This window comes from Proteus sp. GOKU, assembly GCF_015475555.1.
Lineage (GTDB): Bacteria > Pseudomonadota > Gammaproteobacteria > Enterobacterales > Enterobacteriaceae > Proteus > Proteus mirabilis_B.
The window spans coordinates 3,528,557-3,544,761 of record NZ_CP034105.1 but is presented as its reverse complement, the minus strand read 5'-3'; the positions used below and the strand labels follow the sequence as shown (position 1 = coordinate 3,544,761).

The 16,205-nt window shown below is 37.7% G+C and carries 11 protein-coding genes; 7 read left to right on the top strand and 4 right to left on the bottom strand.

What is annotated here, in order from left to right; genetic code table 11:
• Nucleotides 1–9: 9 nt before the first annotated feature.
• The gene (locus EHE21_RS16205) at nucleotides 10–636 is read left to right on the top strand and encodes an ATP-binding cassette domain-containing protein (RefSeq protein WP_194951250.1); all 627 of its coding nucleotides are present in this window, start codon (nucleotides 10–12) and stop codon (nucleotides 634–636) included.
• A gap of 78 nt (nucleotides 637–714) precedes the next feature.
• Here EHE21_RS16205 and EHE21_RS18950 read toward each other — a convergent pair whose 3' ends face one another.
• The 4 genes from EHE21_RS18950 to EHE21_RS16185 all read right to left on the bottom strand — a co-directional run bounded on the left by EHE21_RS18950 (nucleotide 715) and on the right by EHE21_RS16185 (nucleotide 7,404).
• A complete protein-coding gene (locus tag EHE21_RS18950) occupies nucleotides 715–3,930 on the bottom strand; it encodes an autotransporter domain-containing protein (protein WP_228766705.1) in 3,216 nt (1,071 codons plus the stop codon).
• 153 nt (nucleotides 3,931–4,083) lie between these two features.
• Nucleotides 4,084–4,950, bottom strand: a complete 867-nt coding sequence (locus EHE21_RS16195) for a YjjW family glycine radical enzyme activase (RefSeq protein WP_194951249.1) — start codon at nucleotides 4,948–4,950, stop codon at nucleotides 4,084–4,086.
• Nucleotides 4,922–6,463 (bottom strand): YjjI family glycine radical enzyme, encoded by a 1,542-nt coding sequence (locus EHE21_RS16190; protein ID WP_194951248.1) that lies wholly within the window; start codon nucleotides 6,461–6,463, stop codon nucleotides 4,922–4,924. The genes EHE21_RS16195 and EHE21_RS16190 overlap by 29 nt, the downstream gene beginning before the upstream one ends.
• A gap of 239 nt (nucleotides 6,464–6,702) precedes the next feature.
• Nucleotides 6,703–7,404, bottom strand: coding sequence for a YtjB family periplasmic protein (locus EHE21_RS16185; RefSeq protein ID WP_194951247.1), 702 nt, complete (start codon nucleotides 7,402–7,404; stop codon nucleotides 6,703–6,705).
• A 109-nt stretch (nucleotides 7,405–7,513) separates the two neighbouring features.
• Here EHE21_RS16185 and serB point away from each other — a divergent pair, with 109 nt between their 5' ends.
• The 6 genes from serB to phoA all read left to right on the top strand — a co-directional run bounded on the left by serB (nucleotide 7,514) and on the right by phoA (nucleotide 16,118).
• Nucleotides 7,514–8,491, top strand: coding sequence for a phosphoserine phosphatase (serB, locus tag EHE21_RS16180; RefSeq protein ID WP_075672712.1), 978 nt, complete (start codon nucleotides 7,514–7,516; stop codon nucleotides 8,489–8,491).
• Nucleotides 8,492–8,529: 38 nt separating this feature from the next.
• Nucleotides 8,530–9,921, top strand: coding sequence for a DNA repair protein RadA (gene radA / locus EHE21_RS16175; protein ID WP_194951246.1), 1,392 nt, complete (start codon nucleotides 8,530–8,532; stop codon nucleotides 9,919–9,921).
• A gap of 11 nt (nucleotides 9,922–9,932) precedes the next feature.
• The gene (nadR, locus tag EHE21_RS16170; protein WP_194951245.1) at nucleotides 9,933–11,177 is read left to right on the top strand and encodes a multifunctional transcriptional regulator/nicotinamide-nucleotide adenylyltransferase/ribosylnicotinamide kinase NadR; all 1,245 of its coding nucleotides are present in this window, start codon (nucleotides 9,933–9,935) and stop codon (nucleotides 11,175–11,177) included.
• A gap of 385 nt (nucleotides 11,178–11,562) precedes the next feature.
• Nucleotides 11,563–12,702 carry an ElyC/SanA/YdcF family protein gene (locus EHE21_RS16165; RefSeq protein WP_194951244.1) on the top strand — a complete coding sequence of 380 codons (1,140 nt, stop codon included), beginning with the start codon at nucleotides 11,563–11,565 and terminating at the stop codon, nucleotides 12,700–12,702.
• 219 nt (nucleotides 12,703–12,921) lie between these two features.
• The gene (locus tag EHE21_RS16160) at nucleotides 12,922–14,454 is read left to right on the top strand and encodes an alpha/beta hydrolase-fold protein (protein WP_228766704.1); all 1,533 of its coding nucleotides are present in this window, start codon (nucleotides 12,922–12,924) and stop codon (nucleotides 14,452–14,454) included.
• A 224-nt stretch (nucleotides 14,455–14,678) separates the two neighbouring features.
• A complete protein-coding gene (gene phoA, locus EHE21_RS16155) occupies nucleotides 14,679–16,118 on the top strand; it encodes an alkaline phosphatase (protein WP_194951243.1) in 1,440 nt (479 codons plus the stop codon).
• The last annotated feature ends 87 nt before the right edge of the window (nucleotides 16,119–16,205 follow it).

Here is a 16,205-nt window from a genome sequence, read left to right as displayed (position 1 = left end):
GTTATCTTTATGCCACTTTTAGAGTTAAAACAATTATCTGTGGAGCAAGCAGGTAAAGTGTTATGGCAAGATCTCTCCTTTTCGTTAGATGCGGGAGAGCGACTCGGTATTTCAGCGCCAAGTGGCACAGGAAAAACGACATTAGGTCGTGTTTTAGCTCAGTGGCAAACGCCTACTCAAGGTTCAATTCTTGTTAATGGTAAACCATTATCTAACAAGGGGTATTGCCCTATTCAGTTAGTTCCTCAACACCCTGATAAATGTTTTAATCCCTTTCGAACAACGGGAGATAGTGTTCGTGATGCTTGGTCACCAGATGAAAGTTGGTTTGAAAAACTAAGGATCAAGCAAGAGTGGTTAACGCGTAGACCTAATGAATTATCTGGCGGAGAGCTTGCACGTATTGCGTTATTACGAGCATTAGATCCTCGTACTCAAATCTTAATTGCTGATGAAGTAACTGCGCAGTTAGATGCACAAATCCAAGCTGATATTTGGCAAGTATTGATCGATGAAAGTCAGAAGCGTCCTTTAAGTTTGATTATTTTTAGCCACAATAAAGCACTACTTGAGAAGGTTTCGACCAAAGTGTGGTGGGTCGATAAAGAAGAGTATTTCTATAATAAGAACGGATAACTATCCTCTTTAATAAAAAAGCTTCCTATATTTTGATATAGGAAGCCAAATATAACGGCTAAATGTAACAATAAGGAATTAGAAGCGATAAGTGTAACTTACACCTATTTGCATATCGTGATTACGATAGGTTGTCATTTCCCAATTTACGGATGTATTGATGGAAGACTGTTTATCAAATTGATAAGTTAACCCTACATTAGCAAATGGGCGTTGTTTGAGTTGCTTTTTATTGCCAACGTGATCAATGTTTTGCTGACCTATGTAATCAATATGGCTACGGAAATCTCCTTGATGGTGCGATAAGTTCCACAATAAGCCCGCCTTAGTATTAAATATGAATGATGAACCTAGTAAATAATCCATACCTAATCCCATTTTGGCTAATAGCGAATGTGTTTTCAGTGCATCATAGTGCGCTACAAATTGCGCATTCTTAGTTTCGCTGTAGGCTGTGCGAGAAATCTGATTGAAAGTAAGCCCTGCAAACGGAGTAAGCAGTAAATTATCTGATAGTGAATAAGGATAATAAGCTTTTAAATCAATGTGATAACCAGAAACCTTAGCGTTACCCTTACCTGATTCAGTATCTGCTAATGCTTGTCTTTCAATAGAAACTTTACGATTTAAATAAGCTCCCTTTAAGGAAAGATGCAGTGCATTACTGTTTAACTCAGCATTGAGTGACGGCATTAAATCTAAGCTAAAACCAATTAAAGGTAATGCATAGCCTTGATATTGATAGCCTTTCGGTAACGAAGAGTAGACATCAGTATCAATTGCTAAACCAACAACGAATGGAATATGTTTAATGTCAAAACGATAAGCTCCACTTAATCCTGTTTGTGTCGCATTGGCTTTATTTAAATTTTGATAATGTGTAAAACCACTAATGCAAGCTTTTTCAGTGCCTACAGAGCAAGTTGCAGATGCCAGATAACGTAATTGACCTTGTTGCATATCCATTAATTTATAGCTATTTTCAGCCATTAATTGCATGGATTTATAAGTATTTTCAATATCAATAGGCTTACTAATAACAACGGATGGTTTGGTATTTGCTTTCTCTTTAGCGCGCAGTGCTAATTCGTCTTCAGCGAGTAGTATTTCTTTCGCCAAATGCTCTTTTTCAGCTTGCTCTTTTTGTTTGGCAATCTCGGCTAAGTGTTCTTTCTCAGCTTGCTCTTTTTGTTTGGCAATCTGGGCTAAGTGTTCTTTCTCAGCTTGCTCTTTTTGTTTGGCAATCTGGGCTAAGTGTTCTTTCTCAGCTTGCTCTTTTTGTTTGGCAATCTGGGCTAAGTGTTCTTTCTCAGCTTGCTCTTTTTGTTTGGCAATCTGGGCTAAGTGTTCTTTCTCAGCTTGCTCTTTTTGTTTGGCAATCTCGGCTAAGTGCTCTTTCTCAGCTTGCCCTTTTTGTTTGGCAATCTGGGCTAGGTGCTCTTTTTCAGCTTGCTCTTTTTGTTTAGCAATCTGGGCTAGGTGTTCTTTCTCTGTTGTTGTTTTATCTTGATCCTCTTTATTTTTATTTATTGCCATGCCTTGTTGTATATCAAGCGCTTCTTTGTATACGTTATATTGATATTCTCTGGCTTTTAATTCAGGTGTTAATGCTAATGATTCAAAATTATTTAAAGTATTTTGTATATTATCGAGTTCATTTTGTGCTAAATTCTCGTTATCTTGATATTTTGTATATTCACCAATGTACTTATTGAATAAATCAGGATCATCTAATTTTTTTTCTAAACTTAATTTATTTAAATTTGCTTCATTTCTTCTTTTTTCAGTCTCTTTTTGTTTTTCTAAAAGCGTGAGTCTAATTTTTTCTCTTTCTTTATTAATATCTAAGGAAAGATTATCAACTATATTCTTCATTGATGAAATGTTATTATTAGTAATTAATGCTTGATAATCTTTATCTATTTTATTGGTTTCTTCTATTTTCCAACTAACAAATTTCCAGATATTATCTTTATTATTAGCGACACCAAAAGCAACCTTACCGTCACTTGAGATAGCGTGTGCTTCAGATTCTAATTCATTGGAGTGGTTTAAGTTTGGTAGTAATAATGAAGTATCATTATCTCTAAAGTAGATAAAGGCACTTCTAGGATATCTCGATTCTAAATCTTTATTATAGTCAAAGCTTCTATTGATATTTCGTTTATATCCTTGCTCTACCCAGCCTACAATAGTATTACCATTGTCTGAAATTCCAGTAGCTTCTGAATTATAATAATCATTATTATCTGGGTTTATTCTGCTAGGAATAATGGTTTTGTTCTCTTTTGTATCGAAAATAAATGCTTGTCTAAGTAGTCTTTGATTTCGCTCATTTTTATACTTTACTCTATCTTCTAACCAGCCTACTGCAATATTATTTTTTGACATTGCATTTATTTTTGCGTCACCATGTTCTGATTTTGAAATAAAATTAATAGTGTTGTTAATTGAGTCATAAATAAAAGCAGGTTTACTTTCTGAAATAGATGATGTTCTGTTTAACGTGCCATATAAATATTTCCCATCAAAAGAAACACCTGTCAAAATAGGTTTTCTATCTATAATATCATTAATAAAATCTAAATTTAGGAAAGATTTAAATCTGTTTTTTTCTAAATGATTATTTATGTCCGTATTTTCAATATCTTTTAGTGAGATTGTTTTTTTAGTTTTATTATCATAGATAAAGTAGGACATTTTATTATAAGGAAGATAACCATTGTTAGCTTCTTTTATGGTTTCATACTCTGTTGAATAATCAGCGTAAAGGCTAAATCTACCATCTTTTGTTGTAAGGAAATAATCTTCCTTATCATAATAAGTATCTTCTTTTGAATTAAATTGATGAACCGTTTTTAGATAAGTATCATAGATAAAAAATCGTTTTAATATATTTTTTTCTTTATTTTTAAGATGATTTCCATGAGCTGTAATGTAACGGCCATCTTCTGATAACGAAAGGAAATTTATATTACTATAATGTTCAATTTCTAAACTTTGGAAATTAACCCCAGCATCATAACTTATACTGTTTTTATTATTGTTAGATAGAATAATAATGTTTGAATATTTTGATGATAATATTGTTGGCGTTGTTTTAGATGATAGCTTTCCGTGATGATAAAAATTATTTGGTAGAGTTAAGTTATTTTTATTTACTTCATAAAATTTAAAATCAATAGGAGATGTTTCTATTAATTCGTAAGTGATATATTTAGAGTAACTTAATGAAGGGGTGACTATTAGCGATATAATAATTGAAGTTTTTAATTTCTTTCTATTTATAAGCATAAGGAATGACTCCGTCTATTTTGCAGGTTTTTGAAGATTAATTTGAACGTATAAACCTGTCAATATTAGAGTGTTTTATTTAAAAAATTTTATTTTAATTATTTTAGATATTATTAGTTTTTAATTTGTTTTATTTTATTTAATATATTTTTATTATGAATATATGTTAGGTGTTTTTATGAATGTGATGTTTCTTTTATTAAGTTCTATTTTCAGTCGATTAATATCATCTTTATTGGCGGATTGCCAATTTACAGCTTCTCCATAAACACCATGTTGATGAAATGCATTAATACGAATCAATACAGATTCACCAAGTGAATTAATAAACTGCGAAAGTAATTCAATATTTTCTAAATAATCGGTTTTTTCTGGAATATATAAAAGACGTAATTCTGTAAGTAATTTATTATTAGCTAACCATTTGATTGATTCTTTAATCCGCTGATTTCCTCGCCCAGTTAAATAAATATGGATATCTTCATCCCAGCTTTTTAAATCAATCATGGCTCCATCCATAAAAGGGGCGACTTTTTGCCATCCATTAAGAGAAAGAGTGCCGTTACTGTCAATTAAACAAGTCAGATGTTTGAGATCAGGTGCTTCTTTGATTGCTTTAAAATAATCAATTAAAAAAGGTAGTTGCAATGTTGATTCACCACCGCTGACTGTCACCCCATTAATAAATGCTGCATATTTTCGTGTAATAACCATTAACTCATCAACAGTATAGGTTAAGGTCATTGGACTTGATTGCCGTGGGCATTGCTGAATACAAGTGTCACACTGTTCGCAACTGGTACTGTTCCAACTCATGACACCATTTTGCAGTGAAAGTGCTTGCTGTGGGCACGTTGGAATGCAGTCACCACAATTGTCACAGATCCCCATGGTGTAGGGATTGTGGCAATTTTTGCACCGCAGATTACATCCTTGTAGAAAGATAGCCAGACGATTGCCTGGACCATCAACACAAGAGAAGGGGAGTATCTTATTTATCGAAGCGCATCTGCTGTTCATGACTGATAACTCGTGGTTTTCGTTCAGCAATATGACAGTTTGCTGTGGCTTCATCACCTAACCAAGTAGTATTAAGACGAGAGCCTTCTTCTTTATATTTTTTCAAATCAGATAAGCGCACCATGTAACCCGTTACACGAACGAGATCATTTCCACCCACATTGGCGGTAAATTCTCTTAGTCCAGAGGAAAATGCCCCTAAACAGAGTTGCATTAGGGCATCAGGATTCTGTTTGATGGTTTCATCCACGGTTAAAATATCGCTGATCCCTGAGGTATAAAATTGATGGTGAGGAGCAACCGTCATTAAGTGGGTAACAGGATCAGGCTCTTTACCATAAGGGATACGAGTCGCAGGCGTTGTGCCGATATCAGAACTGATACCCGATTGAGCATGTAACATCGCTCGGTGGTTCCAGCCGTATTTTACGGGAGTTTCTGTAACAAATTGTGCCAGTTTCTCGCTGATCATATAGCTAAGTTTATTGGCAGATTCATTATCGCCATAAGCAGCATTTTTACCTTCTTTTTCAAGTAAAAGCGCTACTGCTTCAGCCATTCCATAAATACCAAACATCGGCGCAAAACGATCAGGCGAGATCAACCCTTCTTCAACTAAGAAACTTTGTTTAAAGAAGTTAGATTTTTCATAGAGAAACTCACAACGAGCATCAATGATCTCAATCTGTTTTTGCATATAAAAAGGCAATACATTATTAAGAAAATCGAGGCTATTTTGGCTACGCTGTGCAACCTCTTTAAGGTTTATACGCACTAAGGTGCTGCCACCACCACTTTGAGGCAGCGAGTTATAACAACTCACAATGCCGTATTCATCTTTGCCAAATACCGCATCTTGCAGCGTACCATTCGCAATGTGGGGTTTACTGCTGTGGCAAATATTGGTGATAGCTTGGTGAAGTAAATCAGCAGGCGTTGATTTCGCATCATAAATAAACGTGAGATTAGGTGCGACTTGCTGAAGTTCAACATCCACTTTAAGAATTAGACGCGTAAGAACAGAGTCTTCAGGGCCGATATTGGCGTGCATAAAGGCATCTGGTAGCGTTCTATCAAGATAGCGCCAGAAATGTTTTAATTTAGGGTAAAGCTGTTCTTCGGTCAGTTCGCCAACATAAGGCAATAAGATTTTATCAATGCGCCCTAAATAAACAGGCATAGAGGTTACAGAAGGAACATGATGATAAAGAATAGTCAGCATGTTTAAAGCATCATCAAAATCTTGCGCAGGTTCCAGTTCTAAATAGCGAGAGCCTTGTGCTAAAAACTTCGCATAATCGGGTAAGACATAACGCGGTTTATAAGGGGCGTGACCTTCATACATATCACAGATAACCCGTTCATTAAGCGCTTTAGCTGCATCCTCAGGAAGTGAGGGATAAGGCAACATATTTTCAGCTTCTAAAGCGAGAAAATGACGTTTTTGTTCAGGGGAAAGGGTTGGGTTTTCTACGATTTGTTGACAACGTTGGATAACAGATTGTTCAGTCATAACCACCTCAGTACTCAAAGAGCCAGAAAAAGATTTAAAACCTATCTTTTTAGGTTAATGACTTGATTAGAATTTACCGTGACTTTAAACAAAACCCCTTTAAAGATTAAGGAAATAGCACGAAAATACGTATAAATTAGATATATCTAAATAAAGTTATGGTTAGCTAGAAATAAAAAAAGTGAGCTCAGCTAATGAATAACTCAACCCACTTAGTGACTTCTTAATGTAATAAAAATCTATGGCTTATCTGTTTTATTCTCGGTGTCGTTATCTTTCTCTTCATCACCCTCATTTTCTTCTACTTCCTCTTTTTCAGTACGAGGCGGTAAGTTGGCAGTTAATAAATAAGGTGATTGTTGCCAATGAACAGGGGTTAACTGAAGAAGGTTATGAGAAAGCAAAAAGCCAATTGCAAGCGCAACTAATAACATGACACGTAGTAAATTTGTCGTGTTATCGACTTGGCTTGATTCAGTGACAAGCTGGTGAGTATCCAGAGTGAGTCTTAAAAAGCCTTTGGGTTTATCTTTGCCCGGTACAGGTACAACAAGTTGGTGATTAAAAGAACCGCCACTCTTTTGCCCTTCTAAAGCTAATCGCTCTTTAACAGTGACATTTTCACCACTATGCGCTATTTGTGTACCATCTTCTAAATAGAGACTGGCATCAAGCACCCGACTATCATGAGTCAGATGATTTAAATTAGCCATAATGAGGGGATTTACGTTATCTTTGCTACTGTCATCTATATAAGTGGATAAAGAGAACGCAACTTGTTCTGCCAGCGTTTTTGCAAGCTCTTCAAACTGAGTAATACGGGCGTGCTGATTTGCACGGCTAAAATAAGACGCGCCTTGCATAAGAAATGCCAATAGTGCGATACAAATCAGTATAATCGCCGTTTTTTGTAGTTTGAATTTTAGTTTGTCTTTAAGCATGTTCATCCTTTTGCGTAAGCAAGTATGTGCATGTTGCCAGATGAGTCAGAGATAGAATAGGCTGAATAACGATTATTTTGTTCAGACAGGGGAAAACAGGAGAATAAGTATGTCAAATAGTCTGACCTATTGCTATTTACCGGATGAAATCCGTAAATGGCCAGGTCTGCCATTATCACTCAGCGGTGAAGAGGTAATGCCACTAGATTACCGCGCTGGCGATAGTGGGTGGTTACTTTATGGACGTGAACTTGATAAGAAAAGAATAAGCGAGTTCCAACATAAATTAGGTGTGGCAATCGTAGTGGTTTCTTCATGGCGCATTGATGATTACCAAGTTGTGCGTATTGCAGGTAGCCTAACTCGCCGAATCCGCCGTTTATCCGATGAATGTGGCCTAGATGTCGTTCCTCTAGGTGAAATTCCTCGTTTACGCTCTCCTGGGCTTTTAGTGATGGATATGGATTCAACGGCTATTCAAATTGAATGTATTGATGAAATCGCCAAACTTGCTGGAGTAGGTGATAAAGTTGCTGCGATAACAGAGCGAGCAATGCAAGGTGAAATGGATTTTAGTGAAAGCTTAAAACTCCGTGTTGCTGAGCTTAAAGGTGCGGACGCTTCTATTTTACAAAAAGTGATGGATGATTTGCCTCTTATGCCGGGGTTAACGAGCTTAGTTCGAAAACTTCAGGCAATGGATTGGCATATTGCTATCGCATCTGGCGGTTTTACTTATTTTGCTGATAACTTAAAACAAAAATTACGTTTAGTGGCTGCTGTTGCTAATCATCTTGAAATTAAAGATGGCAAACTAACAGGTAAAGTTAAAGGTCCTATTGTTGATGCGAAATATAAAGCGCAAGTCCTTGCTCGTTTAGCTAAGGATTTAGAGATCCCAATAGAGCAAACAATTGCCATTGGTGATGGTGCAAACGATCTTAAAATGTTGAGAAAAGCAGGGCTAGGTATTGCTTATCATGCAAAACCTAAAGTATATGCTCAGGCGAAAGTGGCGATCCGCCACGCTGATCTAATGGGTGTATTGTGCATTTTAAGTGGTGGCTTAAAACACGAAGAGCGCTAAAGGCGTTTTTCTAAAATAGTTATTGTTGGGAGAGAAGTGTGGCAAAAGCAGCAAAAAGAGCGTTTGTATGTAATGAATGTGGTGCAGATTATCCTCGCTGGCAAGGACAATGTTCTGCTTGTCATGCATGGAATACAATTACAGAAGTGCGCCTTGCAGCAGCCCCTTCTTCCCGCAACGACCGTTTTAGTGGATTTGCGGGTGATGCAAAAGGTGTTAGCCGTGTTCAAAAACTATCGGAAATTAGCCTTGAAGCGTTACCTCGATTCTCCACAGGATTTAAAGAGTTTGATCGTGTATTAGGTGGTGGTGTTGTTCCCGGAAGTGCCATTTTAATCGGGGGAAGCCCCGGCGCAGGTAAGAGTACTTTATTGCTACAAACCATGTGCCGTTTAGCGACTGAAATGAAAACACTGTATGTCACAGGTGAAGAGTCGCTACAACAAGTCGCTATGCGCGCTCATCGATTAGGTTTACCGACAGCAGAACTGAATATGTTGTCAGAAACCAGTATTGAACAGATTTGTTTAATTGCCTCACAAGAACAACCTAAATTAATGGTGATTGACTCTATTCAAGTGATGCATATGGCGGATATTCAATCTTCACCGGGCAGTGTTGCTCAAGTTCGAGAAACCGCTGCTTATCTGACTCGTTTTGCTAAAACTAATGATGTTGCCATTATTATGGTAGGTCATGTGACAAAAGATGGCACATTGGCAGGGCCTAAAGTGTTGGAACACTGTATTGACTGCTCAGTGATGTTGGATGGCGAAACAGACTCTCGTTTTCGTACTTTACGTAGTCATAAAAACCGTTTTGGTGCCGTTAATGAATTAGGCGTTTTTGCCATGACAGAACAAGGATTACGAGAAGTGAGCAATCCCTCAGCTATCTTTTTAAGTCGAGGTGATGAAGTTACATCGGGCAGCTCTGTGATGGTGGTGTGGGAAGGTACAAGACCTTTGCTGGTGGAGATCCAAGCCTTAGTTGACCACTCAATGTTATCCAATCCACGCCGTGTTGCAGTGGGATTAGAACAAAATCGACTGGCTATTCTACTTGCTGTTTTACATCGCCATGGCGGATTACAAATGTCTGACCAAGACGTTTTTGTGAATGTGGTTGGTGGGGTAAAAGTGACAGAAACCAGTGCAGATTTAGCCTTGTTATTATCATTGGTATCAAGTTTTCGTAATCGTCCTTTACCGCGTGATTTAGTGATATTTGGTGAAGTAGGGCTTGCGGGAGAAATTCGACCTGTACCTAGTGGACAAGAGCGTATTGCAGAAGCAGCAAAACATGGATTTAAACGGGCAATTGTACCTAGTGCAAATATGCCGAAAAAGAATCCACCTGATATGAAAGTGTATGGTGTGAAGAAGCTGTCAGATGCGTTATCTGTCCTTGATGATTTGGAAGATTTCTAAAGGAGAAAAGTATGGGTTCTTTTGATTATATCAAACAGGCTATCAGAAAAAATGGATATACTTTACAACAAGTTGCTGATGAAAGTGATATGACGAAAGGCTATCTTAGCCAATTGATTAATAATAAAATCAAGAGTCCCAGTGCTCAAAAGATGTCGGCATTACACCAATTTTTAGGGTTAGAATACCCAGTGAAAAAGAAAACTATCGGTGTGATTTTTGGCAAATTTTATCCTCTTCACACAGGACATATTTATTTAATTCAACGCGCTTGTAGTCAAGTTGATGAATTGCACGTCATTTTATGTCATGACGAGCCTCGTGATAAAAACCTATTTATCAACAGTGCGATGTCACAACAACCGACAGTCAGTGATAGATTGCGCTGGTTATTACAAACCTTTAAATATCAAAAAAATATCCGTATTCATGAGTTTGATGAACACGGTATAGAGCCACAGCCTCACGGTTGGGAAATGTGGAGTGAGGGGATCAAAACATTTTTACGTGAAAAGCAAATAACCCCCGATTTTATCTATACCAGTGAACGGGAAGATGCGGATCAATATAATGCTTTCTTGGGTATTGAAACGGTATTGATTGATCCTGAACGCTCATTTATGAATATCAGTGGCAGTCAAATTCGCCAAGCACCTTTTAAATATTGGGAATATATTCCAACAGAAGTTAAACCCTTCTTTGTGCGCACAGTGGCGATTTTGGGTGGCGAATCCAGTGGTAAATCAACGTTAGTGAATAAGCTTGCCAATATTTTTAATACGACGAGTGCATGGGAATATGGTCGTGATTATGTATTTTCTCACCTTGGTGGCGATGAAATGGCATTACAATATTCCGACTACGATAAAATTGCTTTAGGACATGCTCAATATATTGATTTTGCTGTTAAATATGCAAATAAAGTCGCTTTTGTTGATACGGATTTTGTCACAACACAGGCATTCTGCTTGCGTTATGAAGGTAAAGAACATCCCTTTGTTCAAGCCCTGATTGATGAATACCGTTTTGATTTAGTTATTTTGCTAGAAAATAATACGCCGTGGGTAGCAGATGGTTTGCGTAGTTTAGGTAGTGATAAAGATCGTCGCCGTTTCCAAACCTTACTAATGGAAATGCTCGATAAAAACAATATCGAGTATATTAAAGTTAACTCACCTGATTATGACGAACGCTTCTTAAGTTGCGTTGAATTAGTCAGAGAATTATTGATGATGCAATCAAAGCATATTGAGTGAATACATTAATATAAAACGCCTTATGGGGCGTTTTATATTTTAGAATAAAAATAATCACTGTTCTCAAAACTCAACGCTTTCCTCTCAGAGTAAATTCCTTTTATTTATTATTCTTTATCACTGATGCCCTATCAGAACAAAATCACTCACCAAAAGATAAAAATACATAAAAAAATCTGTCAAATAAGCTATCTACGTAATAATGCTATTTTTTTCAATAAGGTGAAAAAGGTTACTGAAAATTAATGCGGGGATCTCTATTATAGATAACAGGTATAGATTTATCGGTGTGTATTTCTTTTGCCATTAGGTGTGAGGAGTCACACTCTCTATCTTCATTCGCTCAAGTGAAGAAGCAGACTATTTTTCGTAAAAGGACAAGATAATGGCGCAACCTTCCCGTGTTTCACTTCATATCAAGAAAACAGTCATTTCGTTAGCGATTGCTGCTTTAGGTTTTACCGTCTCATCAAATGCATTGGCTTATCAAAAAGTTCATCAACCAGATAATAGCTATCAGCAGTATGTCTCTCAGCGCCAAACGGTTGATAGCTTGATCCAAGATGCATTAGATGCCTTTAAGTCACCAGCGCGTGTCTCTGATGCTGGTTTTACGGGAAAACTGCCATCAAATATGGAAATTGTGGCGCAAAAACTGCAACAAGCTTATAAATTAGAGCCTTATCGCCTCGATTTATTATTTAGTACTGCTAGCGCTTATATTTATAACAATGATGTTCCTCGTGCGATTACGATTTATAAACAGATCCTAGAAGCGGCTCCTGATGATATTGATGCGCTAATTTACGTCACTTCATGGACTCGTTTTGAAGGTAAAGACAAAGAGAGCGAAGCGTATTTCGCTAAATTGAAATCATTAAATCCAGCTAAAGCTGAAGAGATCAGCCGCTTCTTTGCACAAATTGATCGCGTAAGCACAATGCCATTAAGTGATAAATTAACACAAACAGATTTAGCGAAATTAAATAAAACCAAAGATAACAACGCGATTGTGACATTGGGTTATGCATTAAATCCCGATGGTACAATGAACAAAATCTTAATTGAGCGTCTAAATAAAACCTTAGAAGTGGCTAAGCAATTGCCTGAAGCCATGATTGTCGTTACGGGTGGTGTGCCTAAAGCTCATCAAACAGAAGGTAAATTAATGGCGGATTGGTTGGTGAAAAATGGTATCGCACCAGAGCGTATTTTCCAAGAGAACTATGCGCGCACAACCGTCGAAAATGCGTTATTTAGTCGCTATGCCTTAACCAAACATCGTATTAAAACAGCCGTTATTATTAGCTCTGGTAGTCATGTTCGTCGTGCAGATGCGATTTTCACGCTTGCAAGCTGGCAAAGTGGCCCAAGTGACATTACTTATCTAACGGTTGTTGCACCAGATAAGCCATTAGCTGAATTACAAAAGGCAAGTAAATCAGATATACAAGGTATTTATCGTGATGGCTTAAAAGCGCTAGGATTATGGAGTTTCCGTAGTTATCCACTAGAAGAGCGTTAATGGGAGCGTTTTAACGTTAATTAGCTTAGAAAGGAAGCCTCCTCAATAACAAAAATGATTGAGGAGGTTTTTATTATTTTTTACTGAGGTACTAAATTTATTATAAATTTGTACACGCTTAATTTTTATTGAATTGATAACAATTATCATTACTATTGATTCTCACAATAGTTAATAATGAGAAATAAAGTGAGAATTCCTCTGATGATATGCGCATTGATGGCCTCTTTTCCCAGTTTTGCTAGTTGCTTAGCAGTAACTGAAAATATAGAAATGACAGGTCAGTTTGATAACAACAATACGTTGTGTTTTACCGCTCATTTCGAAAGCCAACGTTATGTTGAATTAAACGCAAAAGGGATACAAAACCTACGGTTAGAGAAACAAGATGGCACTCATATTCGTAGTTTATTAAAGGATATTCCCGCTGATGGGCAACAAAAAGTACGCTTTTTATTACCTGAAACGGCAAATTATCAATTGGTTGCACAAGGTGAAGCTAAAAAACAGTGGCAATTCACGTTAACAACACAGCCTTATCAACCGTTAGATAAAGATGCCGGTATTGCACCAACAAGCCCCCGTTTACAAACACTCGCAAAACAGCTTAATCAACAAAATATTCAGGCGTTTTGGCAACAAATACGTCAGGAAGGCGCTCCTCTGATTGAGCCTTATGATAATGATAAAAAGCGAGTGACTTTTTTATGGCGAGGCGCAAAAAAGAATGTCTATTTATTGGGATCACCTGATGGTAATCATGATCCATTAACGCATTTAGCCAATAGTGATATTTGGTATCGTAGTTATATCGTGCCTAACGATACATTAATGCAATATAAGTTAGCGCCAGATGTACCTGTTATTGAAAATTCAGCACCATTTGAGCAACGTCGCGCAATTTTAACCACAGCACAAGCTGATCCGTTTAATTCCCAAAATTCTCCAAGTCAATCTGAGGATATCTATAATCACTTTTCGTTATTGTCGTTAGACAGTAAACGTGAATGCCAATTGCCTGATATTCTTGATAGAACAATGAAGGGTAAGACAGAGATTGTTCGTTTTCACAGTAAGATCTTAAATAATGATCGTGAAATCGCACTTTATCAGCCAGCCCAAAAAATGGAAATACCGCGGATCTTGGTCTTATTTGATGGTCAAACTTATCGTCGCCAATATGGTATTGATCGGTTTTTTGATAAACAGATCGAGGAAGGCAAATTGGCACCTATGATGATCTTATTTGTTGATAGCATTGATAGTGATCGCCGTAGTGTTGAGTTACCACCAAACCCTGATTTTTACCGTTTCTTAGCAGATGAACTATTTGTTTGGCTAGAAAAAGAGAAGGGCGTTCACGTATCTGGAGAGGAAACGATAGTATCTGGCTCAAGTTATGGCGGATTAGCATCTTCATGGGTCGCATTTAATCGCCCTGATCGCTTTGGTAAAGTGTTGAGTATGTCTGGCTCTTATTGGTGGACGCCTGAAAATGAAGAGCCTGAATGGCTTATTCGACAATTTGAGCAAGCAGATAGAAAGCCATTGCAGTTTTTCTTAGAGGCTGGGCTATTTGAAAGTCGGGGAGATAAAGGCGGAATTTTAAATAATAACCGTCACCTTAAGCAGGTTTTAGAGCAAAAAGGTTATCCGGTTCAATCACTCGAAATGGCCAGTGGGCATGATTATATTTCTTGGTGTGAAACCCTGTATTTGGGGGCTAAAGCATTAACCCAAGAGAATGACTAGTTTAAGGCCTCAACTCGATACCTCGCTTTAACAATATGCTTTAATACAACAGAAGCTTATACATGCATTCGCGGTATAAGCTTTTTGTTTGTCATTAACTTGTCATAAAGTTGTCATCGAAATCGCTTTTACTCTTCATTTCTCTGTCATTTAACTGCCGTAAGCTTTTCCTGACTTAAAACATTAATCCTGTTTTTTTTACTTTAGAGTGCAAGGAAAAAGCTATGTCTCATCGTTACCAACGTTCTATTTTATCCGTTATTGTAACAACGCTATTGGCTGGCGCGAGTTTCTCTTCTTTTGCAGCTCCCGTTGCTGCTGATGCAATTTTGGCACAAGATCGCGCAGCAAAAGGTAATATCACGGAATTTGGCGGTGCTCGCCGTATGACTCAAGATCAAACTGAGGCATTAAAAGCAGCTTTAAATAATAACCAAGCAAAAAATGTGATCCTCTTTATTGGTGATGGTATGGGGGATTCTGAAATCACTGTTGCGCGTAACTACGCGGAAGGTGCAGGTGGTTTCTTTAAAGGTATCGATGCCTTACCGATGACGGGTCAATACACACACTATGCTTTAGATAGAAAAACACAAAAACCTAACTATGTAACAGACTCCGCCGCTTCTGCGACAGCATGGGCTTCGGGTGTGAAAACTTATAATGGTGCATTAGGAATTGATGTGTTTGGTAAGGATCACCAAACTATTTTGGAATTAGCAAAAGCCAATGGAAAGGCAACAGGGAATGTGACGACATCGGAAATTCAAGATGCAACACCTGCGGCACTGTTTTCGCATGTGACAGGACGTAAATGCTATGGTCCCGTTGAGACTTTAGAAAAATGCTCAACAAACGCATTAGAAAATGGCGGTAGAGGCTCTATCTCTGAGCAACTTTTAGTGACTCGCGCAGACGTTACATTAGGGGGCGGAGCGAAAAGTTTTGCTCAGACTGCGGCTGCGGGTGAGTACAAAGGTAAAACATTAGAACAGCAAGCGATTGAACGTGGTTATCAAATCGTGAAGGATGCAAAATCACTGGATGCGATTACGTTGGCAAACCAAGATAAACCAGTATTAGGTTTGTTCCACGAGGGCAATATGGCTGTGGCGTGGGAAGGCCCTAAAGCGACATATCATGGTAATTTGAACAATCCACCCTTAGAGTGCAAACCTAATTCTAAACTTGATCCAAATGCGCCAACACTGGCACAAATGACCAAAAAAGCGATCGACTTACTGAAGAGCAATGAAAAAGGTTTCTTCTTACAAGTCGAAAGTGCCTCTATTGATAAGCAAGATCATAATGCTAATCCTTGCGGACAAATTGGTGAAACTGTTGCATTAGATGAAGCCGTACAAATCGGTTTAGATTTCGCTAAGCAAAACGGTGACACTCTGATTATCGTGACGGCTGACCATGCTCATTCAAGCCAAATTATTGAAGCAGATGTGAAATCAAGTGGCTTAACACAAGCGCTTATCACTAAAGATGGTGCAGTAATGGTGGTGAATTACGGTAACTCGGAAGAAGAATCCCAAGAACATACAGGGGCTCAGTTACGTGTTGCTGCTTATGGCCCACACGCTGCCAATGTGGTTGGGTTAACTGACCAAACAGACTTGTTCTTCACAATGCGTGATGCGATGGGTCTGAAATAAATTTAAGTTGAATTTATAGTCTGTCTGAACTTGTAGTCGAATTGCCTTACTAAATTGTTGTATTTTCGCGCGACTTAGAGAGATACC

Coding starts and splice junctions, on each gene's coding strand:
- nadR (WP_194951245.1), top strand. CDS start 9,933: ATGGGTTCTTTTGATTATATCAAACAGGCTATCAGAAAAAATGGATAT.
- EHE21_RS16160 (WP_228766704.1), top strand. CDS start 12,922: ATGGCCTCTTTTCCCAGTTTTGCTAGTTGCTTAGCAGTAACTGAAAAT.
- EHE21_RS16165 (WP_194951244.1), top strand. CDS start 11,563: ATGGCGCAACCTTCCCGTGTTTCACTTCATATCAAGAAAACAGTCATT.
- EHE21_RS18950 (WP_228766705.1), bottom strand. CDS start 3,930: ATGCTTATAAATAGAAAGAAATTAAAAACTTCAATTATTATATCGCTA.
- serB (WP_075672712.1), top strand. CDS start 7,514: ATGTCAAATAGTCTGACCTATTGCTATTTACCGGATGAAATCCGTAAA.
- EHE21_RS16185 (WP_194951247.1), bottom strand. CDS start 7,404: ATGCTTAAAGACAAACTAAAATTCAAACTACAAAAAACGGCGATTATA.
- phoA (WP_194951243.1), top strand. CDS start 14,679: ATGTCTCATCGTTACCAACGTTCTATTTTATCCGTTATTGTAACAACG.
- EHE21_RS16190 (WP_194951248.1), bottom strand. CDS start 6,463: ATGACTGAACAATCTGTTATCCAACGTTGTCAACAAATCGTAGAAAAC.
- EHE21_RS16205 (WP_194951250.1), top strand. CDS start 10: ATGCCACTTTTAGAGTTAAAACAATTATCTGTGGAGCAAGCAGGTAAA.
- EHE21_RS16195 (WP_194951249.1), bottom strand. CDS start 4,950: ATGAACAGCAGATGCGCTTCGATAAATAAGATACTCCCCTTCTCTTGT.